Annotated in this window: 23 protein-coding genes and 1 other annotated feature; of the genes, 21 read left to right on the top strand and 2 right to left on the bottom strand. The window is 46.8% G+C overall.

The features are described 5' to 3' along the window. Positions 1 to 7: 7 nt before the first annotated feature. The 8 genes from ACRRQV_RS00660 (at position 8) to ACRRQV_RS00695 (ending at position 7,337) form a co-directional block, all read left to right on the top strand. Positions 8 to 1,369: a replication initiation and membrane attachment family protein gene (locus tag ACRRQV_RS00660; protein WP_432526620.1), complete on the top strand. Its 1,362-nt coding sequence runs from the start codon at positions 8 to 10 to the stop codon at positions 1,367 to 1,369. Then, the gene (gene dnaI / locus ACRRQV_RS00665; protein ID WP_432526622.1) at positions 1,370 to 2,305 is read left to right on the top strand and encodes a primosomal protein DnaI; all 936 of its coding nucleotides are present in this window, start codon (positions 1,370 to 1,372) and stop codon (positions 2,303 to 2,305) included. It begins immediately after the preceding gene. A gap of 442 nt (positions 2,306 to 2,747) precedes the next feature. Beyond that, positions 2,748 to 2,915 (top strand): hypothetical protein, encoded by a 168-nt coding sequence (locus ACRRQV_RS00670; protein WP_432526624.1) that lies wholly within the window; start codon positions 2,748 to 2,750, stop codon positions 2,913 to 2,915. Between the two features lie 364 nt (positions 2,916 to 3,279). Beyond that, on the top strand, positions 3,280 to 5,208 hold the full coding sequence (gene thrS, locus ACRRQV_RS00675; protein WP_432526626.1) for a threonine--tRNA ligase: 1,929 nt from the start codon (positions 3,280 to 3,282) through the stop codon (positions 5,206 to 5,208). Positions 5,209 to 5,823: 615 nt separating this feature from the next. Further along, positions 5,824 to 6,342: a translation initiation factor IF-3 gene (gene infC / locus ACRRQV_RS00680; RefSeq protein ID WP_432527699.1), complete on the top strand. Its 519-nt coding sequence runs from the start codon at positions 5,824 to 5,826 to the stop codon at positions 6,340 to 6,342. A gap of 28 nt (positions 6,343 to 6,370) precedes the next feature. Then, a complete protein-coding gene (gene rpmI, locus ACRRQV_RS00685; RefSeq protein WP_432526628.1) occupies positions 6,371 to 6,571 on the top strand; it encodes a 50S ribosomal protein L35 in 201 nt (66 codons plus the stop codon). Positions 6,572 to 6,652: 81 nt separating this feature from the next. After that, positions 6,653 to 7,012 (top strand): 50S ribosomal protein L20, encoded by a 360-nt coding sequence (gene rplT, locus ACRRQV_RS00690; protein ID WP_432526630.1) that lies wholly within the window; start codon positions 6,653 to 6,655, stop codon positions 7,010 to 7,012. 55 nt (positions 7,013 to 7,067) lie between these two features. Further along, a complete protein-coding gene (locus ACRRQV_RS00695; RefSeq protein ID WP_432526632.1) occupies positions 7,068 to 7,337 on the top strand; it encodes a DUF1294 domain-containing protein in 270 nt (89 codons plus the stop codon). A gap of 13 nt (positions 7,338 to 7,350) precedes the next feature. On the opposite strand, the gene ACRRQV_RS00700 is transcribed toward ACRRQV_RS00695, so the two are convergent. Then, positions 7,351 to 7,737 carry a sigma-w pathway protein ysdB gene (locus tag ACRRQV_RS00700; RefSeq protein ID WP_432526634.1) on the bottom strand — a complete coding sequence of 129 codons (387 nt, stop codon included), beginning with the start codon at positions 7,735 to 7,737 and terminating at the stop codon, positions 7,351 to 7,353. A gap of 83 nt (positions 7,738 to 7,820) precedes the next feature. Between ACRRQV_RS00700 and ACRRQV_RS00705 the strand changes: the two genes are divergently transcribed. The 9 genes from ACRRQV_RS00705 to pheT all read left to right on the top strand — a co-directional run bounded on the left by ACRRQV_RS00705 (position 7,821) and on the right by pheT (position 16,776). Continuing rightward, positions 7,821 to 8,306: a dUTP diphosphatase gene (locus ACRRQV_RS00705; RefSeq protein ID WP_432526636.1), complete on the top strand. Its 486-nt coding sequence runs from the start codon at positions 7,821 to 7,823 to the stop codon at positions 8,304 to 8,306. Positions 8,307 to 8,385: 79 nt separating this feature from the next. Then, positions 8,386 to 9,474 carry a M42 family metallopeptidase gene (locus ACRRQV_RS00710; RefSeq protein ID WP_432526638.1) on the top strand — a complete coding sequence of 363 codons (1,089 nt, stop codon included), beginning with the start codon at positions 8,386 to 8,388 and terminating at the stop codon, positions 9,472 to 9,474. 258 nt (positions 9,475 to 9,732) lie between these two features. Then, positions 9,733 to 10,692, top strand: a complete 960-nt coding sequence (locus ACRRQV_RS00715) for a nuclease-related domain-containing protein (RefSeq protein WP_432526640.1) — start codon at positions 9,733 to 9,735, stop codon at positions 10,690 to 10,692. Positions 10,693 to 10,985: 293 nt separating this feature from the next. Beyond that, the gene (locus ACRRQV_RS00720; protein WP_432526642.1) at positions 10,986 to 11,201 is read left to right on the top strand and encodes a helix-turn-helix transcriptional regulator; all 216 of its coding nucleotides are present in this window, start codon (positions 10,986 to 10,988) and stop codon (positions 11,199 to 11,201) included. Then, on the top strand, positions 11,191 to 11,691 hold the full coding sequence (locus ACRRQV_RS00725) for a hypothetical protein (protein WP_432526644.1): 501 nt from the start codon (positions 11,191 to 11,193) through the stop codon (positions 11,689 to 11,691). The genes ACRRQV_RS00720 and ACRRQV_RS00725 overlap by 11 nt, the downstream gene beginning before the upstream one ends. Then, on the top strand, positions 11,688 to 12,137 hold the full coding sequence (locus ACRRQV_RS00730) for a small multi-drug export protein (RefSeq protein WP_432526646.1): 450 nt from the start codon (positions 11,688 to 11,690) through the stop codon (positions 12,135 to 12,137). The genes ACRRQV_RS00725 and ACRRQV_RS00730 overlap by 4 nt, the downstream gene beginning before the upstream one ends. Before the next feature lie 68 nt (positions 12,138 to 12,205). Continuing rightward, positions 12,206 to 12,973 (top strand): TrmH family RNA methyltransferase, encoded by a 768-nt coding sequence (locus tag ACRRQV_RS00735; RefSeq protein WP_432526648.1) that lies wholly within the window; start codon positions 12,206 to 12,208, stop codon positions 12,971 to 12,973. A gap of 85 nt (positions 12,974 to 13,058) precedes the next feature. Next, positions 13,059 to 13,286: a binding site (T-box leader), on the top strand. Positions 13,287 to 13,325: 39 nt separating this feature from the next. Next, on the top strand, positions 13,326 to 14,363 hold the full coding sequence (gene pheS / locus ACRRQV_RS00740; protein ID WP_432526650.1) for a phenylalanine--tRNA ligase subunit alpha: 1,038 nt from the start codon (positions 13,326 to 13,328) through the stop codon (positions 14,361 to 14,363). A gap of 13 nt (positions 14,364 to 14,376) precedes the next feature. Next, entirely contained in the window at positions 14,377 to 16,776 is a 2,400-nt protein-coding gene (gene pheT / locus ACRRQV_RS00745) for a phenylalanine--tRNA ligase subunit beta (protein WP_432526652.1), read from the top strand. Between the two features lie 46 nt (positions 16,777 to 16,822). On the opposite strand, the gene rnhC is transcribed toward pheT, so the two are convergent. Continuing rightward, on the bottom strand, positions 16,823 to 17,755 hold the full coding sequence (gene rnhC / locus ACRRQV_RS00750) for a ribonuclease HIII (protein WP_432526654.1): 933 nt from the start codon (positions 17,753 to 17,755) through the stop codon (positions 16,823 to 16,825). 189 nt (positions 17,756 to 17,944) lie between these two features. Between rnhC and zapA the strand changes: the two genes are divergently transcribed. From zapA to ACRRQV_RS00770, 4 genes are read left to right on the top strand one after another with little or no spacing between them, the layout of a single operon-like run. Further along, complete coding sequence (zapA, locus tag ACRRQV_RS00755; protein ID WP_432526656.1) at positions 17,945 to 18,205, top strand: cell division protein ZapA; 261 nt, start codon at positions 17,945 to 17,947, stop codon at positions 18,203 to 18,205. Positions 18,206 to 18,211: 6 nt separating this feature from the next. Continuing rightward, on the top strand, positions 18,212 to 18,748 hold the full coding sequence (locus ACRRQV_RS00760) for a CvpA family protein (RefSeq protein ID WP_432526658.1): 537 nt from the start codon (positions 18,212 to 18,214) through the stop codon (positions 18,746 to 18,748). Positions 18,749 to 18,808: 60 nt separating this feature from the next. After that, positions 18,809 to 20,512: a DNA polymerase/3'-5' exonuclease PolX gene (gene polX, locus ACRRQV_RS00765; RefSeq protein WP_432526660.1), complete on the top strand. Its 1,704-nt coding sequence runs from the start codon at positions 18,809 to 18,811 to the stop codon at positions 20,510 to 20,512. 12 nt (positions 20,513 to 20,524) lie between these two features. After that, positions 20,525 to 22,885 (top strand): endonuclease MutS2, encoded by a 2,361-nt coding sequence (locus ACRRQV_RS00770; protein ID WP_432526662.1) that lies wholly within the window; start codon positions 20,525 to 20,527, stop codon positions 22,883 to 22,885. The last annotated feature ends 14 nt before the right edge of the window (positions 22,886 to 22,899 follow it).

Consider the following 22,899-nt stretch of genomic DNA (forward strand, 5'->3'; position numbering starts at 1 on the left):
GTGGCTTATGACAGCACTTTATAAAGAATTGCAAGCGGCAGATGCCTATAAAATCCGGCTGCCATATCCGTTTTCAGATTACGACCGGCAGTTGCTGACGCTTTTGTATCAGCCGATGATCGGAGCAGAAGCGGTCGCTTTTTACATGACACTTTGGGCAGAAGGCGAAACGATGAAAGAAGAAGCCGCCCATTATACATTGATGAATCTGTTAGGTGTGCCGATTGCGAAGATTTTTGAATCGCGGATTCAACTGGAAGCAATCGGATTGCTGAAGACATACCGCAAAGACGCAGAAAACCGGACGTTTATTTACGAGTTGTGCCCGCCATTAGATCCAAAGACTTTCTTTTCCGATCCGCTATTGTCGATGTTTTTATTCAGCAAAATTGGAGAAGCAGCCTATCGCAGAGCACGGGACCGATTTTTGATCCATTCCGATGACATGGTGGGCTTTGAAGAAGTCTCGCGGACGTTTACGGATATTTTTCAGCCGGTCCATGCAAAAGCCGGTTATCCGGCAGAACAGCCGGAGTTGCATGAACGCAAACAAGCGGGCTACTCGGCCGATGTTGACTTTGATTTTGAATTATTGCGCCAAGGCTTATCTGAACAATTGGTGCCAAAGCGCGTTTTAACTGTTGCGATAAAAGATACCATTGCGAAACTGGCGTTTTTGTATGGCTGGGGTCCATTGGAAATGCAAAAAGTCATTTTGCTGGCCATTGACGACGATTACAAACTGACAGTGGACGGTGTGAAAAAAGCCGCGTCGGATTATTACAAATTGACGGTGACCACTACAGCGCCGAAACTTGTGCAAGTACATAAAACGGAGCCGAAAGTGGAAGAGCCGCCGAAAACAAAGCAAGAAGAACTGCTGCTGTATTTGGAATCTGCTTCTCCGGTCGAAGTACTGCGGGATATAGCAAACGGCAACGAGCCGCTCCCGTCAGATGTCCAATTAGCAAATCAGCTGGTCATGCAGCACGGCATGGAGCCGGCAGTCGTCAACGTCCTGCTTCAATACGTCCTGCTTCGGACGGATATGAAATTGACCAAAGCTTATGTGGAGAAAATTGCTTCGCACTGGCTCCGCAAAAAAGTGACGACCGCAAAAGACGCCATGGAACTTGCGCGCATTGAACATGCCCAATACATGAAATGGAAAGCGGAAGGCTCACCGTCAACTGCCAAAACCTCGGCGTCGTCCAGCCGAAAACCGGTGCGGGAAGAAAAGCTGCCGGAGTGGTTTTATCAAAAAGATGAAGTGCCTGCTGCTAAAGCGGATGCGCCGAACGATCAGTTTGAAGTGGAAAAACAAAAACTTCTCGCGAAACTGGCGATGAAGAAAGGCAAAGGTGAATAAATGGAACCGATTCGCGAAACACTTAAACGCGTCGTCAACGCCCCGGCTTTCTCCGAGCGTTATAACGAAATGCGAAGAGAAGTGCTGGAGAATCCAGGTGTTCAACAGTTTTTGGAAAAACACAGTGATGAAATTGACAAAGGCATCGTCGACCGTGGCATGCACAAGTTGTATGAGTACATCGACCAGTCGCACGACTGCAATAAATGCCCAGCCCTCGGGCAATGTATAAACCACTTGAAGGGTTTCGAGCCGAATCTGGTATTGGAGCGGGGGACGATTGGCATTGATTATACGAAATGCCGGTTGAAAACGGAACACGACAACAAACGCCAGTCTTCTTCGATGATTCACAGCATGTACATGCCAAAAGAAGTGATGCAAGCAACGCTTTCGGGCTTTGAAGTGGATGACAGCCGCTTAGAAGCTTTCCGTGCTGTCGGCGCATTTTTAGACGAAGCGACCGGCCCGGATTCATTGCCAGAAAAAGGCTTATTCCTTTATGGGAAATTCGGCATCGGCAAATCCTATTTGCTGAGTGCTATAGCCAATCAATTGGCCGATATGAACGTCAAAACGATTTTGGTCTTTGTACCGGAATTCATGCGTGAAATGAAGCAAGCAATCGGCGATCAAACCTTGCAGGAAAAAGTCGACTACGTGAAAAAAGCGGATGTACTGATGCTGGATGATATTGGCGCAGAAGCGATGTCGAGCTGGACGCGCGACGAAGTGCTTGGCACCATTCTGCATTACCGGATGGCGGAAAAGCTGCCGACGTTTATGACGTCGAATTTCAGCTATTCCGAACTGCAGCACCACTTGACGTATTCTCAGCGCGGCGAAAAAGAAGATTTGAAAGCGGCGCGCATCATGGAACGCATCCGTGCGTTGACGATCCCTGTGAAAATGGACGGCCGCAACCGGAGAAAGTAAAGAGAAAAGCGAAGGCGCCCAAAAGCAGAAGTTAACCTAAGAACGCGACTTCCTGTCGCAACGGTTAACTGACCCACATCCTGTGGGCCTTCGACGGGCATAAGACGATTGGGCGAAGCGGCATGATTTCAGCCGCACAGCCAATGCCAATTATGACCCCGAGAATCTGGGCGCCGGAGTCTGGACAAAGAAAAGCGAAGGCGCCCAAAAGCAGAAGTTAACCTAAGAACACGACTTTCTGTCGCAACGGTTAACTAACCCACATCTTGTGGGCCTTCGATGGGTATAAGGGGGTTTGGTGAAGCGGCATTTAGTGGCTAATAGTCACCGCCCTTTTTATTGGTTAATATTCTCTTTTTTGCAAGAAGGCTGTTGCGTTTTTTTTCTGTACGGCGTATAGTAAATACAATCGAAAATTGATTTAAAATGCAATGACGAGGACATGAGCGAATTTGTACGACTTTTAGAGAGAGAAGCCATGGCTGCAAGCTTCTTAGTACGGCAAACCGCTTACCACCTTCGAGCAGCAGCTGTGAAACAAGTAGCAGTTGACGGTACCGGCCCGTTAGCCGATGCAGAGCTTCGTTTTAAATGGATAGGATCCGTTTAAAACAGAAGAAGGGTGGAACCACGAGCTAAAGCTTCGTCCCTTTGGGAGGAGGCTTTTTTTGTTTGCCCCAAAAAAAGCGAAAGCGCCTGTTAAGACCCGAGGGGCTAGGCGCTGAAGCTGGACAAGAAAAGCGAAAGCGCCTGTTAAGTCCCGACAGGCTTAAGGCAGAACACCGAAGCGGCGCTTTTTGCCGCACAGGTGGGCTGACTTAAGACCCCGAGGGACTAGGCGCTGAAGCTGGACAAGAAAAGCGAAAGCGCCGTCCACCCGGCTCTGCAGTTCGATGGAAGCGAGGGCACCTTGGAAGTTTTTGAAATCAAGGGCTAGGAGCCTTAGCTAGACAACGATAAAAGGGGAGATTGCAATGGCAGACATGATTCAATTAACATTTCCAGATGGCGCAGTAAAGGAGTTCGAGCGCGGAACAACTACTGAAGACATCGCGCATTCCATTAGCCCAGGCCTTCGCAAAAAAGCGTTGGCAGGCAAAGTAGGCGGCAAATTGGTTGATTTAAAAGCACCGATTGCTGAAGAAGGTGAAATTGCCATCATTACTCCGGAATCAGAAGAAGCGTTGGAGATTTTGCGCCACTCTACTGCACATTTGTTGGCGCAAGCGGTTAAACGCTTGTACCCGGATGCAAAACTGGGCGTAGGGCCGGTAATTGAAAACGGCTTTTATTATGACATCGACAGCGATCAGCCGATTACTGCAGAAGATTTGCAAGTGATTGAAAAAGAAATGAAAAAAATCATCAATGAGAATTTGGATATTGTGCGTCAAGACGTGTCCCGCGCCGAAGCGCAAGAACGTTTTGCGGCAATTGAAGACCCGTACAAATTGGAGCTTCTTGAAGCGATTCCAGAAGACGACCAAGTGTCGATTTACGAGCAAGGCGAATTTTTCGATCTATGCCGAGGCGTGCATGTGCCGTCTACAGGGAAATTGAAAGAATTTAAATTGTTGAGCGTAGCAGGAGCTTATTGGAGAGGCGACAGCGACAACAAAATGCTGCAGCGCATCTACGGAACTGCTTTCTTTAAAAAAGAAGAATTAAAAGCGCATCTGGCCTTTTTGGAAGAAGCGAAAGAACGCGACCACCGCAAAATCGGAAAAGAATTGAACTTGTTCATGAACTCTCAAAAAGTCGGCCAAGGGCTGCCGATGTGGCTGCCAAAAGGCGCAACAATCCGCCGCATCATCGAACGCTATATTGTCGACAAAGAAGAGCGTCTTGGCTATGACCACGTCTATACTCCGGTCATGGGAAGCGTCGATTTGTACAAAACAAGCGGCCATTGGGATCATTACCAAGAAGACATGTTCCCGGTTATGCAAATGGACAATGAAGAATTGGTGCTTCGCCCAATGAACTGCCCGCACCATATGATGATTTTTAAACAAGGCATCCACTCCTACCGCCAAATGCCGGTGCGCATTGCCGAACTTGGACTGATGCACCGCTACGAAATGTCAGGCGCTTTGTCAGGCCTGCAGCGTGTACGCGGCATGACGTTAAATGACGCGCACATTTTTGTTCGTCCGGACCAAATCAAAGACGAATTCAAACGTGTCGTCAATTTAGTAGTAGATGTCTACAAAGATTTCGATATTAGCGATTACTCATTCCGCTTGTCTTACCGCGACCCGGAAGACACTGAAAAATACTTTGACGATGACGCGATGTGGGAACGTGCACAAGCGATGCTGAAAGAAGCAATGGATGATTTGGGCCTTCCGTACGTGGAAGTAGAAGGAGAAGCGGCATTCTACGGCCCGAAATTGGATGTCCAAGTGAAAACAGCTCTGGGCAAAGAAGAAACATTGTCGACTGTCCAGCTAGATTTCCTTCTTCCAGAACGTTTTGACCTGTCTTATATCGGAGAAGATGGCAAACAGCACCGTCCGGTCGTTATTCATCGCGGCGTCGTTTCTACTATGGAACGGTTTGTGGCTTTCTTGATCGAAGAATACAAAGGGGCATTCCCGACTTGGCTGGCGCCGGTGCAGATCGAAATGATTCCGGTATCGCTTGATGTCCATGGCGATTATGTGAAAAGCTTGCAGGAAAAAATGCAGGATCACAAATTGCGTGTCGACATCGACGAGCGCGATGAAAAACTCGGCTATAAGATTCGCGAAGCACAAATGCAAAAAATTCCGTACATGCTCGTAATCGGCGACAAAGAAATGGAAAACGGTTCAGTCAATGTCCGCAAATACGGCGAACAAAACTCAGAAAGCATGCCGTTTGAAGACTTCTTGAAACTGGTTCAAAGTGAACTTAGATAAACTATATAAGTTGAACTAAAGAAGGTGCTTTTTTATAAGCCGCTTCGGTCGCTTTGGGCATGGCTCCCGCAATAAGCCGAGAAGACCACTCGTCTTATTGCTTCGCCTAGCCCGTGGACGCGCCGAAGCTAAGAGATTTCTTACTACCAGAAGAGATGAACAGCAGGAAAGTTCTAATACTGCTAGCAGGCTAGAGATATGGAGCAACACAGCGGAGACGCCTGCGGGATAGCGAAGTGCCGAAATCCACTCGGGCAAAAAGCCCGAGTTAGTTCGGCGCGAGCCCGCGGCAAGCGCAGCTGTTTTGCGGAATATCGACAGGTTGAATACTTAGTTCAAATTAAATAGTTGACAGTGGCAATAGTCAATGATATTATAAGTAAGGTTATAGAATACTTATATGTGCAAGCAGGAGCACCCGCTTCTCACCTGATTGACGAATTGTTGCCAGGTAGACACGATTTTTGACTTTTACACGCATCGATGCGTGTTGTCATATTATGCGGGTGAGCCTCTGTGGCTCATCCGTTTTTTATTGGATCGGACCTGTAAGCCGGCAACGTCGTCGGTTCACGCATTTAAGATATTCGCGACACTATCCGGAGGTGGATTACTATTAGCAAAGACATTAATGTAAACGAAGGTATTCGTGCACGTGAGTTACGGGTTATTGATCAAAACGGTGAACAGCTCGGGATTAAAACGCGCATTGAAGCACTTGAAATTGCAGCTCGTGTCAATTTGGATCTTGTACTTGTGGCTCCACAGGCTAAACCGCCGGTCGCTCGTATCATGGACCATGGTAAATTCAAGTTTGAGCAGCAGAAAAAAGATCGGGAAATTCGTAAAAATCAAAAAGTCATCGTATTGAAAGAGGTTCGTTTGAGCCCAACGATTGATGCTCATGATTTTGATACGAAGCTTCGCAATGCGATCAAGTTCCTTGAAAAAGGCGACAAAGTAAAAGCTTCAATCCGCTTTAAAGGCCGTGCAATTACGCACAAAGAAATCGGTCAGCGAGTTCTCGAACGCTTTGCAGAAGCGTGCGCAGAAGTAGCGACAGTTGAACAGCGCCCTAAAATGGATGGCCGCAGCATGTTCTTGATGCTTGCGCCGAAGAACGAAAAAGAATAATAGAACAATTGTTTAGGAGGAACTCCAAATGCCGAAAATGAAAAGCCACCGCGGTGCGATGAAACGTTTCAAGAAAACTGGAACTGGAAAAGTAAGACGCAACCGTTCACACACAAGCCACTTATTCGCAAACAAATCAACTAAGCAAAAACGTCACCTACGCAAAGGGAAACTTGTTTCTGCAGGCGACTTGAAACGCATCAAATCTTTGATCTACAACATGAAGTAAGATTCCGTTCAGATTCGATGAGTCTGAATAAAACCCTAATAAAAATCGAATTCTTTATATTCAAGCAGGAGGTAATGTATTATGCCACGCGTAAAAGGTGGAACAGTGACGCGCCAGCGTCGTAAAAAGGTCATTAAATTAGCAAAAGGTTATTATGGTGCGAAGCACATCCTTTTCAAAGTAGCTAACCAACAAGTAATGAAGTCAGGTAACTATGCTTACCGTGACCGTCGCAACAAAAAACGTGACTTCCGCAGATTGTGGATCACTCGTATCAACGCAGCAGCTCGCATGAACGATATTTCTTACAGCCGTTTAATGCACGGTTTGAAAGTTGCTGGAATCGATATCAACCGCAAAATGCTAGCTGAAATCGCTGTATCGGATGCTGTTGCATTCACAGCTTTGGCTGACGCTGCGAAAAACGCAATGAACAAGTAATCAAATAAAAGACTGACGATTTTTCGTCAGTTTTTTTTATTGGAGGAATTTCTCGATGTTTTTGATTATCCTCGGCTATTTTGCTGTGTTGTCCATTCTGGCTTTCATCATGATGCGCATCGATAAAGCTCAAGCGCGCCGCCACGGTCAGCGCATTCCGGAGAAAAACCTCTGGGCAGCCGCTATTTTTGGAGGCGGTATCGGCGCATACCTAGGCATGATGATGTTTCGCCACAAAACAAAACACACCAATTTCCGCGTCGGCTTTTTGATGCTCGCGGTCATTGATGCGGCGTTGATTGTTTGGTGCTACCAAACGTTTTAAGAAGGGTGAGAAATCACCCTTCTTTTTTCATTAACTGCTCGATTGGATTTTTCCAGTTGATTTTGGCTGCTGGGTAGTTGGTGGCAATTGCATTCTCCAAAAAATAAAAATCCTCTTTTGTAAAATCCAACAGCATTTTGAGTTCGTGGGTCATGATGAAAATGGAAACGACTTGCAATGAATCTCCCTCGGTCCCCATATATTTTTCCCCTTCGAAAAGCACGCCTTTGTATGCAATGAAGAAGTTTTTCCGGGCATTTTGAATATCATCGTGAAAATAAAATTGTTTGGCTTTAACGGCCGCATCGAGTTTCCGGTTCGGGTCCATAACATACTGGACAAGTCGATAAATGATATAACATATAAGTGCAAAAACGATGATGCGGATCAGAAATGCCATGCTAATTGCCCCCTATTGCTCCATAATCTACTGTATAATACGAACGGAAGCACGAATGGTTTCAAAAAATAAGGAGGGGTTTCATGAAACTGCGGAATTTGTTCGAAATGCAGGAAGCGTTGGACCGGTTTATTCAAAAAAACCGAGAGGTAGAAGAAGATGTCTTCCGAAAAAAAGGATTGGCACTGCTGGTGGAGCTCGCGGAACTGGCGAATGAAACCCGATGTTTCAAGTTTTGGAGCACAAAAGGCATGTCCGAGCGTTCAATAATTTTAGAAGAATATGTGGATTCAATCCACTTTTTATTGTCACTGGGCATTGAAAAAAAGTTTGACGGACTGGAAGAATGGCCAGCGCCGGCAGCCGAAGAGGATCTGAATGAGTTGTTTTTGGGAACGTTTGGTGCGGTCCACACGTTTTTAGAGGATGCGTCGCTGGAAAATTTTAAAGTGCTTTGGAGCTGGTACGGTGGCATTGCAGTCGCATTGAAATTTAGCTACGGCGAAGTTCTTGAAGCGTACATCGAGAAAAACGAAACCAATTACGAGCGACAAAAAAGCGGTTACTAAATTGGTGAAAGAATTTTTTGATAATGGCAAGGCTTTCATTTATAATGAACAAGTACGAATTATTTAGGAGGTCGAACTAATGTCAAACATGGACGAAACATTGGTAATGCTCAAAGAGTTAACGGACGCGAATGGTATTGCAGCAAACGAACGCCAGCCTCGTGAAGTAATGAAAAAATACATAGAGCCATTTGCGGATTCTGTGGAAACAGATGGCCTTGGCAGCTTGATCGCTGTGAAAGAAGGATTAGCGGACGGACCGAAAATCATGGTTGCTGGACATTTGGATGAAATCGGCTTTATGATTTCGCAAATTGACGACAAAGGCTTCTTGAAATTCCAAACGGTCGGCGGCTGGTGGTCGCAAGTAATGCTGGCACAGCGCGTAACTATTACAACGCGCAGCGGAAAAGAAATTACAGGAGTGATCGGTTCAAAACCGCCTCACATTTTGCCTCCGGAAGCGCGCAACAAACCGGTGGAAATCAAAGACATGTTTATCGATATCGGCGCATCTTCCCGTGAAGAAGCGAAAGAGTGGGGCGTCACACCGGGTGACATGGTCACTCCTTATTTCGAATTCAACGTCATGAACAACGAAAAAATGCTTCTTGCGAAAGCTTGGGACAACCGCATCGGCTGCGCTATCGCAATTGATGTTTTAAAAGGATTGAAAGGCCAAGACCACCCGAACATCGTTTATGGGGTGGGAGCGGCTCAAGAAGAAGTCGGCCTTCGCGGAGCGAAAACGGCAGCAGCTAAAATCAAACCGGATATTGGCTTTGCCGTTGACGTCGGCATCGCTGGTGACACACCGGGAATCACGTCTCAAGAGTCCAACAGCAAAATGGGTGACGGACCGCAAATCCTGCTATTCGACGCATCAATGGTTTCACACCGCGGCTTGCGCGAGTTGGTTGTGGATACAGCTGAAGAAGCAGGCATCCCGTACCAATTCGAGACAATTGCAGGTGGAGGAACAGATGCTGGTTCAATCCACTTGACTGCAAATGGCGTACCATCGCTTGCAATCGGTGTAGCAACTCGCTACATCCACTCAAATGCAGGAATCCTGCACCGCGACGACTACGAAAATGCAGTGAAATTGATCATCGAAGTGATCAAAAAACTGGATAAAGACACAGTCGCTCGCATCACGTACGAATAAGAAGTTTTTGCCCTCGCCGGTTGGCGGGGGTTTTTTGCGTTCTGCAAATAACGGGCTGGATTCTGCAAATAAAGTCGGAAATTCCGCAAACAAACGCCCGTTTTCTGCAAATAAATCTATTTTTTCCGCAAATAAAAATTAGGTTCACCGTCATTTACAGCTAAATGCGCTAAACAAGGTGGAAAATGCTGGAAAATTAATGATAGACTAGTGAATTTTCAATGGTATACTTCAATTAATAAATTCAGGAGGTGTTCAATGAGCAAAAAAGAAATTAATTTATTGACGGAGACAGAATCACTCGAAAGGCTGCTGTACCGGCTTCCAGAACAACACGCACAACGAAAATTTCTAGAGGTGGAATTGTTTAGAAGTGCAGCAGGAAAGCGGGGGGAAGACCGTATCGAGCGAAAGTTTGTAGAATTCGATTGGGAAGAAAACCACCAGTTCTTGCGGGACATCAATCTATCGCTGGGTGACTGGAAAGTGCAAATCGACGGGCTATTAGTAACCGAACGAGGCGCAATCATCATCGAATCCAAGAACATCAGCGGGCAGCTTTATTTCCAAGAAGAAACCGGCGAGTTTTCAAGAACGGACTTGGAAGGCGTTAAAACAGTAATGGAAGACCCCACCATTCAGCTAAACAAACACATTCGCTTTTTGACGAAATTTTTTCGCTTGAAAAAAATCGATTTGCCAATTGCCGTCCTGATCGTCTTTACCTCCAAACAATGCGAATTTTTAACAAAACCGAAACACCATTACGTCTGCAAAACCTATCAATTGATCGAGTATTTATATCGCATCCTTCAACAATTCCCCGTAGAATCTGCACAAATTTCAGTTTCGAAAATCGTTAAAATGCTTCAAAAACAGCAAACCCCTTTTAAACGGATTCCCTTATGCCAGCAGTATTATGTTGACGCTAAAGACCTTCAACCCGGAATTCTTTGTTTCCAGTGCAAACAGCATACTGTAATTCGAAGACACAAAACCGGTTGGAGTTGCTCCTCCTGCCAAAATATCGATCCACAAGCACTTGAATTTGCGCTTCGGGAATACTTTTCCTTGGTACATACCGAAATCAGCAACAGCAAGTTCAGGGAATTTTTCAAGATTGAATCGCTTTATACGGCTTCCCGCTTGTTAGGAACATTTGATTTGGAAGCGAGCGGGGCTTTGCGAAACCGGACGTATCAAATGAAAAAGAAATGAAGGCTTCTCGTGCTTTACACGAGAAGTTTTTTGTTTTGCAAACAACGGGCGGAATTCTGCAAATAAAACCGGAAATTCTGCAAACAAACTATTTTTTCTGCAAATAAACCGAGAAATTCCGCAAACAACAAGCCACATTCCGCAAATAAACACTAACACACCTGAGAGCTTTCCTGAAGCCCCCCAATAGAGTATAACTTCAACACATAAAACAGGTTATGCATACTTGACATAATGTTATGTATACATTACATTATGTTATATAAACCGAACAAAAAGAGAGGAAGAGGCATATGCTCCGGAATCGGGTGAAAGAGTTGCGGGCACGGCATGGGTTTACGCAAAGTGATTTGGGCAAGCGGGTGGATGTGACGCGGCAAACGATTGCGTTTATTGAAAAAGGCGAATTCTCGCCGTCGGTTTTGCTGGCGTTAAAACTGGCTCAGGCATTGCAGACGAAAGTGGACGACTTATTTTGGCTGGAAGGAGAGGAACGAGATGAAAACTGATTTTCGTTTGAAATATCCATTGTGGATGATGGCATTTATTGCCTTGCTGGGGGTTTTTGCGTATGGCCTCAATTCATCAAGTACGAAAAGAACAACTACGGATACAGGGGGAAGTGTGATCGTCGAAGTAGGCGGTTTTGAAATGTTGCTCATTTTCGGGGCGCTGCTTGTCTACCTTGTATTGTTGACAATCTTTTTGTCTCAAGTAAAAAAACACAATAGCGAAAACCCGAACCAAAAAATCGCACTTTGGTCGATCCGCCCACCCGAATATTTGGAGCAAGATGAAGGCATGACTTACATCACGCGTATGGCTGTGCAAAAAGTCTACACGTATTACACATGGGCGCTGCCGCTGTTCACGGCCATCATCATCATTTTACCGTTGTCGCGATTGACGATCATCTACGGCATTCTGCTGATTGCGTTTCTTCAATACGTTATTTATTACCGAGAAATCCGCAAGCATTTTAAGGAGGAAAACGAATGATCTATGAGTACTTCCTGGTCTTTCTAGGAGCTGCGATTCCCTGGTTGGAAATTGCACTAGTCATTCCGCTCGGCATTGTCGCCGGCCTGTCTCCCATTTGGGTCATGATTTTGGCATTTGTCGGCAATATGGTGACGGTGCTCGCGCTGATTATCGGTTTTGACCGTTTCCGCGACTGGTACAACGCACGCCAAGAAGCGAAAGGCAAGCCGGTCAATAAAAAAAGTGAGCGCGCAAAACAGATTTGGAATAAATACGGCTTGCCTGGACTTGCCATGCTTGGACCCGTATTGATCGGGACGCACATTGCTGCTTTTATCGGTATGACGCTTGGCGCGACAAAAAAGAACACGACGGTTTGGCTGACCATTTCGATCGGTGTCTGGACGCTCGCGTTCGGCATCCTAACGGCACTTGGCTTCGACTTTTTCACAAGAGAACTGTGAGCTTGTCCAGCTTCCAGCTTTCTATGTGCTATACTTGAGCTATTCTGAAATAAAGGCGTGAAACATGAATGAAAAGAATTGAATCGATCCAAAACTCGCTCGTCAAGCATTGGAAAAAGCTTGGCACTACACGAAAAGAACGCGATAAATTCGCGGAGTTTTTTGTGGAAGGCTTTCATTTGACGGAAGAAGCGTTAAAAAACAAAAGTTTGGTAAAATCATTGGTTGTTCGTGAAGGCGTCGACATTCCAGAAGACTGGGATGCAGAAGACGTGCCGGTTTACTCGGTGACTGCTGCAGTTGCCAAGGAAATTTCCGAAACGGAACATTCCCAAGGCATTTTCGCCCATTGTGTACAGCCGGAATTTACTGAAGATGAACAGCAAACGTGGAGCAAACTGCTGCTGATCGACGCGGTTCAAGATCCAGGCAATATCGGCACGATGATCCGCACTGCATCAGCGAGCGGCATGGACGCTGTCGTTCTCGGCAAAGGATGCGCCGATCCATTTAGTCCGAAAACGGTGCGTTCGGCTCAAGGATCGCATTTTCAAATTCCCGTCGTCAAAGGCGAATTGCCTGAATGGATCAGCGAGTTGAAAGAGCGCAGCATTCCGTTATTTGGTACAGCACTGCTCAATGCGACACCGGTCCACGAAGTTGAAAGCCAAAAGCAATTTGCATTGATCGTTGGCAATGAAGGCAGCGGCGTCGATCCGCAACTGTTAAAAGAAACTGATCAGAATTTGGTCGTGCCGCTCTATGGCCCTGCTGAGTCGCTAAACGTCGCGGTGGCAACCGGCATTTTGCTGTACAGCCTTGTTTCCAAAAGCTAAAGTTGAATTTGAATGATGAGTCTCGTATAATTAATGAGTGAATAAGAAAAGCGAAGGCGCCCGTAAAGCGCCGGAGCACGAAATACAAAAAGCTATGACCGGGAAAAGTACAACACGCCCTTGCATCCAAGGAAATCTGCGCCTCGACTGAAAGTGCGGATATGCAACCGTATTGGAAGTTCACCCCGCGAGCTGCCTGACGGGACCAGCAATTTTGCTGTAAAGATGGGCCGGTGAAGAGCCGTTATCCAAATGAGTGATTGCGCTTGCGCAATAACTAGGGTGGTACCGCGAATAATGCCTCGTCCCTTTTTAGGGATGGGGCTTTTTTACGTTCAAAGGAGGAGAAAACATGGAAGAGCAATTGCAAGGGTTGAAAAACGAAGCGTTAGAAAAAATCGCATCAGCGACAAATGTGAAAGAATTGAACGATGTGCGTGTCGCATATCTTGGTAAAAAAGGGCCGATTACGGATTTGTTGAAAGGTATGGGAAAACTGCCTGCTGAAGAGCGTCCGAAAATGGGAGCGCTTGTCAACGTTGTCCGTGAAGACGTGACGGCTTTATTGGAAGAACGCATGGTCCTGCTGGAAGAAGCGGCGATCAACGAAAAGCTTCAAAGCGAAACAATTGATATTACGCTTCCAGGGCGTCCGGTGAAAACTGGGAATTCGCATCCGTTGACGCGCGTCATTGAAGAAATCGAGGATTTGTTCATTTCCATGGGCTACGTCATTGCAGAAGGCCCGGAAGTGGAAAAAGATTATTACAATTTTGAAGCGCTGAACTTGCCGAAAGGCCATCCAGCTCGCGATATGCAGGATTCCTTCTATATTACAGAAGACATTTTGCTGCGCACGCACACGTCTCCTGTCCAAGCGCGGACGATGGAAGCGAAAGGCGGCGAACCGATCAAAATCATTTGCCCGGGGAAAGTGTACCGCCGGGATAACGATGACGCGACGCATTCCCACCAGTTCACCCAAATTGAAGGATTGGTCATCGGGGAAGACATCCGCATGAGCGACCTTAAAGGAACGCTTTCCGTTTTCGCGAAGAAAATGTTCGGCGATGAACGTGAAATCCGCCTTCGCCCAAGCTTCTTCCCATTCACGGAACCGTCTGTGGAAATGGACATTTCGTGCTTTAAGTGCGGCGGGTCCGGCTGCAATGTCTGCAAGAAAACCGGTTGGATCGAAATTTTAGGTGCTGGAATGGTGCATCCAAACGTGCTTGAAATGGCAGGTTATGACTCAAAACGTTTAACTGGTTTTGCATTCGGCATGGGGCCGGAGCGGATTGCCATGCTGAAATACGGCGTGGAAGACATTCGCCATTTCTATACGAACGACGTCCGCTTTTTATCCCAATTCCAACGCACTGAAGTTTAAGGAGGAAAATCATATGCTCGTATCTTTAAAATGGTTAAAAGACTATGTAAACCTGCAAGAATTGCCAGCCAACGAACTGGCTGAAAAAATCACGCGCTCCGGCATTGAAGTCGATGCCGTTATCGACCGTTCACATGGCATGACCAATGTTGTGGTCGGCTACGTGGAATCGTGCGAAAAACACCCGGAAGCAGATAAACTGTCCATTTGCCAAGTAAATGTCGGCGAAGAAACAACGCAAATCATTTGCGGCGCACCGAATATCGCTGCTGGCCAAAAAGTCATCGTGGCACGTCCCGGCGCGAACCTTCCTGGCGGCATTAAAATCAAAAAAGCGAAGTTGCGCGGCGAAGAATCGAACGGCATGATTTGCTCGCTGCAAGAACTTGGCATTGAAGGAAAACTGGTCCCGAAAGCATATGCAGAAGGCATTTACGTGTTGCCGGCAGATGCCGAAACGGGAACGGACGTTATTGCCAATTTTGATTTGGACGACACCGTCTTGGAACTTGGCCTTACGCCAAACCGTGCAGATGCCATGAGCATGCTCGGTGTGGCTTACGAAGTCGGAGCCATTCTTTCAGAAGAAGTCGAGCTGCCGGAAATCACTTACACAGAAGCGGCCGATTCAGCTGAATCGATGCTGACGTTGAACATCGATGCGCCAGAAGCCAATCCTTTGTATGTGGCAAAAGTGGTGCGCAACATCAAAGTCCAGGAATCGCCGATGTGGCTGCAGCAGCGCTTGATGGCAGCTGGCGTCCGTCCGCACAACAACGTGGTTGACGTAACAAATTACATTTTGATGGAATACGGACAGCCGCTTCACGCATTTGACTATGATTCCCTGGAAACAGGAAACATCACTGTGCGCCAAGCAAAAGAAGGCGAAAAAATTACTACATTAGATGATACAGAACGTACTTTGTCTGTGCATAACTTAGTCATCACAAATGGCGAAAAACCGGTTGCGCTTGCGGGTGTTATGGGCGGAGCAAACTCTGAAGTAAGCGAAGCCACAACAACTGTCGTGATCGAATCGGCTTATTTTGCAGCGGGTTCGATCCGCCAAACGTCGAAAGACCATGGGCTTCGCAGCGATGCGAGTTCACGCTATGAAAAAGGCGTCGATCCGAACCGCGTCATTCCGGCAGCAGAACGTGCGGCTGGCTTATTGGCAGAACTTGCAGGTGGAGAAGTACTTAAGGGATCCGTGATTTTTGACGAATTAAATAGGGAAGAAAAAATCGTTACTGTGTCTCCGGATTTTATTAACCAGCGTTTGGGAATGAAAATCCGCTTTGAAGACATGCTCGATATTTTAAACCGTTTGAAATTCAAAACAGAAGCTGCAAACGGCCAATTGGTTATTTCCGTGCCGACGCGCCGGCAAGATATTCAGATTGAAGAAGACGTCGTGGAAGAAATCGCCCGCTTGTACGGCTATGACGAAATTCCAGCGACGCTTCCGGAAATGGAAACCACACCGGGCGGCTTGACGCCTTACCAGGCAAAACGCCGCATCGTACGGGCTTTTCTAGAAGGCGCCGGCTTGCTGCAAGCGACAACTTATTCGTTGACGAGCGAAAAATCGGCGAAGCGCTTTGCGTTGACGGAAACGGATACGACACGTTTGTTGATGCCGATGAGCGAAGAGCGCAGCACATTGCGCCAAAGCCTGCTTCCGCATTTATTGGAATCGGTGTCGTACAACACGGCGAGAAGAAGCGATTCAGTTGCGTTGTACGAAACAGGATCGGTCTTCTTAAAGACGGAAGATGAGCTGTTAAACGAAGAAGAACATTTGGCAATCGCCATGACCGGATTATGGTTGGATAACAGCTGGCAAGGCGAGAAGAAAGCCGTCGACTTTTTCGTGCTGAAAGGCATTGTGGAAGGGCTCGCTGAAAAACTAGGCATCGAATTGACGTTTGAACGCGGAGTAATGGACGGCTTGCATCCCGGGCGCACAGCATTTATTATGCTTGACGGCAACCGGATCGGCGTCATCGGCCAGCTTCATCCGACCGAACAAAAAGCGCGCGATTTGAAAAACACGATGGTCATGGAATTGGATTTGGCGGAATTGCTAAACCGCAGTTCGGAAGCACTTGTTTACACGCCAGTGCCGCGCTTCCCGTCCATTTCACGCGACATTGCACTTGTGCTTTCTAAAATTGTTGAAGCGGGTACCGTTGAAAACGTCATCCGTGTGGCAGGCGGCAAATTGCTGAAAGATGTCCGCGTCTTCGACTTGTACGAAGGCGACAACATGGAAGCAGGCAAAAAATCCGTGGCGTTCTCGCTGACGTATTTCGACCCTGAGAAAACCTTGACGGACGAAGAAGTGGCAACGGTACACGAAAAAGTATTGCATGCCCTGACAGAAGTCGGAGCGGAATTAAGAAGCTAAAAATGGGTAAAGGCGGAATCTCATCGATTCCGCCTTTTTTCTATTTCTATCCCCGTCTTTTATTCGCCAAGTCCATCGCTTTTTTCGTATTGGCAAAATGAAACTTCGTCAATGTTTTTAAATAATCCGGTCCGCGTTTCAATAGAATTTTGGCCGCGGCTTCGTCGACAATTTTGCCTGCGCCTTTTGGCAATGTGGCACCTGCTTCTTTGCTCATGCGGTCCATTTCTTCCAGAAAAGCGACTCGGGCGATGATGGAAGCGCAGGCGACCGACACGTGGAGGCCTTCCGCTTTCGTCGAAAACAAGACATTTTCCTGGACAATGTCTTGTTCGTTTTTGATGTGGTTGTAATAAATGCTGCGCTCGGCAAACTGGTCGATCAGAATGGCATCGGGTTTGTTCGGCGCCATTTTTTTGAGAACATGCTTTAATGCTTGGTTATGCAAAAGGGCTTTGATTTTTCCTTGCGACCAGCCTTTGCTTTGCACGGTGTTGTATTTGTCATTTTTCAAGGCTAAGACGCTGTGGACAAACGCTTCTTTTAAATCCGGTGCGATTTTTCGCATGTAGTCATCAGTCAATAGCTTCGAATCTTTTACACCCAGTTCGTGCGCAAGTTCCACTTTTTCGGCTGGCACAAAACAAGCCGCCACGGTGATCGGTCCGAAAAAGTCGCCGGTCCCGGTTTCGTCTGACCCGAGTACGGATTTTTTTGCAAAGCCCGCAGGAAGTTGATCGCCTTTTGTCGAAATGGTTTTTTCAGGGAAATTTTCGGCTTGCCCCCATTTGGCCGCTTCACGTTCAGCTCCGTTTCCTTGGAACATCGTTTTGCCGGAAGTATAAACCGTAATGACGGCATCCGGCAATTTGGCGGTAAAACGGACATAAGGCGCTTTAATGGGAGCTTCGTTGCTTTTGTAATGGGTGATGATTTGAAGAAGACTTTCCTCAGGAAGTTTAAATACAATGTTTGGCACAGGCGAGTCTCCTTTCTTATGATTCACAATCCGCTTGTGTTCATGGTATGATGATGTATAGAACAACTTGCTGCTGCAAGTTGAGCCTCCGGCGGATGTCACGGATTTTGAAAGGAGTTAATGGCGCAAACGCCATTCAAAATCCAGACGCAATTATGCCGAGGCATAATTGATAAGGGGGATGGAGCATTGTCGGATCAACAAAAAATTCGCACACAAGTTGAAATATATGGCCATACTTACAAAATGGTTGGCACCGAAACTTCCGGCCATATGCGGCTAGTGGCATCGATGGTAGATGAGAAAATGCGGGAGATCCATGCAATGAACCCATCACTCGACAGTTCAAAGCTTGCTGTGTTAACTGCTGTAAATGCCGTACATGACTATCTTAAACTGAAAGAGCAAGTAGAACAATTGGAATTTGAACTCCGAAAACTGAAGGGTTGACGTTGCATGTTAGATATATTGTTATTAATTTTATTGGTTGGCGGCCTCATTGTTGGGGCAAAGCGTGGACTCATCGTCCAGCTTATCCATATGGTCGGATTTATCATCGCACTGAGTGTGGCCTATCTTTATTATAAACCGTTAGCTGAATATTTTGTGCTGTGGATTCCGTATCCAGCGGTCAGCGATGATTCGCAATTTACGATTGCAATTGAGCAGCTGGATTTGGACCAGACATTTTATCAGCTGTTTGCGTTTGCGCTTATTTTCTTTGCCGTGAAGTTTGGGCTGCAATTGATTGCGTCCATGCTCGATTTTTTAAAGTATTTGCCGATTCTTGGCTTTGCCAGCAAAATTCTTGGAGCCATTCTTGGATTAATTGAAGTGTACATAATTTTGTTCATTTTCATTTACATTTTGGCGCTGTTGCCAATCGAGGCGGTCCAAAACCAAATTGAGAATTCAGGAATTGCGCAAACAATGATTGAACACACGCCTTATTTCTCCGAGAAAGTGAAAGAATGGTGGTATATTTATATGTAAGTAGGAACTTCTCTCTTACCGAGGGAAGTTTTTTTCAAGTCTAAAACAGGAGGATTCTGCATGAATAAAAAAATTATCATCAGAACGCTTGAGAAAATTGCATTATATATGGAATTAAAAGGAGAAAATCCGTTTAAAGTATCCGCATTCCGGAAAGCTGCGCAAGCGCTTGAACTCGATCAGCGAAGCCTGGATGAAATTGAAGACGTCACCAAATTAAAAGGCATCGGCAAAGGAACCGGAGACGTTATTTTGGATTTGATGGCAACGGGCAAATCGGCCGTGCTGGAAGAACTTCAAGAAGAAGTGCCAAAAGGGCTCGTTCCGCTTTTGAAACTGCAAGGGATGGGTGGCAAGAAAATTGCCAAGCTGTATAAGGAACTTGGCATCGATTCAGCCGACGCGCTTATGCAGGCGTGCCTGAACCACGATATTCAAAAGCTTCCGGGATTTGGCCCGAAATCCGAAGAAAAGATTTTGAAAGAATTGACGGATTTTGACTCGAAACCCGGGCGCCATCCAATTTGGCGCACCGAAGAAGCAGTGACGTTTATCGAAGATGTGTTGGCGAATATTAGTGAAATCAGTGAGTTTTCCGTTGCTGGAAGCTACCGGCGAACGAAAGAAACGAGCAAAGACTTGGATTTCATCATTGCTACGGCCAAACCGGCAGTAGTAAAAGAGCAATTGCTGGCCGCCTTGCCGATTGAAGAAACGATTGCTTCCGGCGATACGAAAGTGTCCGTAACAGTAGAGTTCCAGGAAATGATCGATGTGGATTTCCGCTTGGTTGCGCCGGAAGAATTCGTGACGGCGCTGCATCATTTTACGGGATCGAAAGACCACAACGTTAAAATGCGCCAATTGGCAAAATCGCAAAACAAGAAAATCAGCGAATACGGTGTGGAGCAGCCCGACGGCTCGATCGAGACATTCAAATCGGAAACCGAGTTTTACGCGCATTTCGATTTGCCGTTTATCCCGCCGACCGTACGGGAAGACGGACGTGAAATCGACCGCCTCGACGAACTGCCGGAACTTGTGGAACTAGAAGACATTAAAGGCGATCTGCATATGCACACGACGTGGTCGGACGGCGCCCACTCGCTGACCGAAATGATCGATGCGTGCCGCGGCCGCGGCTACGACTATATGGTCATCACTGACCATTCGCATTATTTGAAAGTGGCGAATGGCTTGTCGCCAGAGCGTTTATTAAAACAAAATGCGGAAATCCGCGAATTGAATAAAACCTATAGCGATATCGAAGTGTTGTCTGGTACGGAAATGGACATTTTGCCGGACGGCTCGCTCGATTTTGACGATGAGGTGCTGGAACAATTGGATTTTGTCATAGCGAGCATCCATTCGAGCTTCCAGCAGCCGCAGGAACAAATCATGGCACGCCTGCTTACGGCGATGAAAAATCCGCATGTCGATATGATTGCCCATCCGACCGGGCGCATTGTCGGCCAGCGCATCGGCTATGATCCCGATATGGAGCAATTGCTGAACTGGGCAAAGGAATATGGTAAAATCGTAGAGCTGAATGCCAGTCCGTACCGTTTGGATATGGCGGTTGAGCATTTGGAAATGGCGCAGGAAAAAGGGGTGCCGGTGGCGATCAATACCGATGCCCATGCCATTGACCAATTGCCGGTGATGGAAACCGGAGTCAAACATGCCCAAAAAGCTTGGCTGAAAAAAGACCATGTCGTCAACACATGGCCGCTTGAGAAATTGAAAGAATACCTGAAAAAGTAGGAGGTGTTTCCTTTGATCGCAGAACGTGCGCTAAGGACGCTTGAATATTTTAAAATCCGTGATGAAGTGGCGCGTTTCTGTACCTCATCACTTGGACGATCGCACGTTGAAGGATTGGTTCCTTCTACGAATATACATGAAGTGCAAATTCTTTTGGACCAAATGGATGAAGGATCAAATGTGCTCCGCGTCAAAGGCAATGTGCCGATGGGCGGGATTTTCGATATCCGCATGCATGCAAAACGCGCGCAGATCGGCGGAAGCTTGAGCCCGATGGAATTGATGGAAGTGTCTTCCACAATTCGGGCGAGCCGGATATTGCGCCAATTTTTTGAAGGCATCCACGAAGATGGCGGCATCGACATTCCGCATTTTCTAGAGAAAAAAGAAGCGATGCCAATTTTGACTCAGCTTGAACACGACATTAATATGTGCATCGACGACAACGGCGGCGTGTTGGACAGTGCGAGCCCTGCGCTGCGATCCATTCGCCAGCAGCTTCGTTCGCAGGAAAGCCGCGTTCGGGAACGTCTAGAAAGCTTGGTGCGCGGCAAAAACGCATCAAAAATGCTGTCTGACTCGATCGTGACCATCCGCAACGACCGCTTTGTGATTCCTGTAAAACAGGAATACCGCAGTCATTACGGCGGCATTGTCCACGATTCGTCGTCTTCAGGCCAGACCTTATTTATTGAACCGGATGCAGTGGTGCAAGCGAACAACGAAGTGCGCCGTCTGAAAGTAAAAGAAAAAGAAGAAATCGACCGCATTCTCCTGATGTTATCCGCACAAGTGCAGGAAGTGGCGCATGAATTGTTTGTATTGGTCGAAGTGCTCGGAGAAATCGATTTGATATTGGCGAAAGCCAAATACGGTGCGGCCAATAAATGCTCAAAACCGATCATGAACAAAGACGGCTACATTAATCTTCGGAAAGCCCGCCATCCGTTGATTCCGATCGATGAAGTGGTGGCCAATGACATTGAGTTCGGCGGCGACATCACGGCGATCGTTATTACCGGACCGAATACAGGCGGGAAGACGGTCACCCTGAAAACGCTCGGCCTTTGCACGATGATGGCGCAAGCCGGCTTGCCAGTCCCTGCGCTCGATGGTTCGGAACTTGCCGTATTCGACCAGATTTTTGCCGATATCGGAGACGAGCAGTCGATTGAACAAAGCCTGAGTACGTTTTCGTCTCATATGGTCAATATTGTGGATATCTTAACGAAATTCGACGAAAATTCGCTCGTTATTTTTGATGAGCTCGGAGCCGGAACTGACCCGCAAGAAGGCGCGGCGCTTGCCATTTCGTTACTCGATGAAGTGCATGGAAGAGGCGCGCGCGTCATTGCGACGACGCATTATCCAGAATTGAAGGCGTATGGCTTTAATCGTCCAGGCGTAGCCAATGCCAGCGTGGAATTTGATGTGGAAACACTTAGTCCGACGTATAAACTCTTGATTGGGGTGCCGGGCCGAAGCAACGCGTTTGAAATTTCAAAACGCCTCGGCCTGCCGGAACACATCATCAAGCACGCGAAAAGCTTTACGGGCACCGATCGCCGTGAAGTGGATTCGATGATCGCGTCTCTTGAAAAGAGCCGGCGGGAAGCTGAACGGGATGCAGAACAGTCAAGCGAAGTGCTGCAAGAATCCGAACGGCTGAAAAAAGAACTGGAAGGCCAGTTAAAAGAATACGAAAATCAAAAAGAGCGCTTAGAAGAAAAAGCGAAAGAAAAAGCGCGCAAAATTGTGGAGCAAGCAACACGTGAAGCGGAAGCGGTCATGTCCGAATTGCGCAAAATGCAAATGAACCAAGCTTCAACTGTCAAAGAGCATCAATTGATCGATGCCAAAAAGCGGCTGGAAGCTGCCATGCCTGAAAACCGCGTCTTGAAAAAAGCAGCGAAAGCCAATCAAACCCGCGAACTCAAAGCGAATGATGAAGTAAAAGTCATTTCATTCGGACAAAAAGGGACGCTGGTTGAAAAAGTATCCGATAAAGAATGGATTGTCCAAATTGGGATCTTAAAAATGAAATTGCCGGAATCCGATTTGTCTTACACCAAACCAGAAAAACAAAAAGAAACCCGTACGATGGCGACGCTTAAAAATCGTGATTCTGCTGTGAAGCTGGAACTTGATTTGCGGGGCGAGCGATATGAAGATGCACTGGCTCGTGTTGAAAAATACATTGATGATGCTTTATTATCGAATTACCACCAAGTATCGATCATCCACGGAAAAGGCACAGGCGCACTTCGGCAAGGGGTGCAGCAATATTTGAAAAAACACCCTCGCGTCAAAAGCTACCGTTTCGGTGAAGCTGGTGAAGGCGGCTCTGGTGTAACTGTTGCTGAGTTAAAGTGATTTTGGAAAAGGGA

Source organism: Planococcus sp. YIM B11945 (assembly GCF_050864155.1).
In the GTDB taxonomy this organism is placed as follows: Bacteria; Bacillota; Bacilli; order Bacillales_A; family Planococcaceae; genus Planococcus.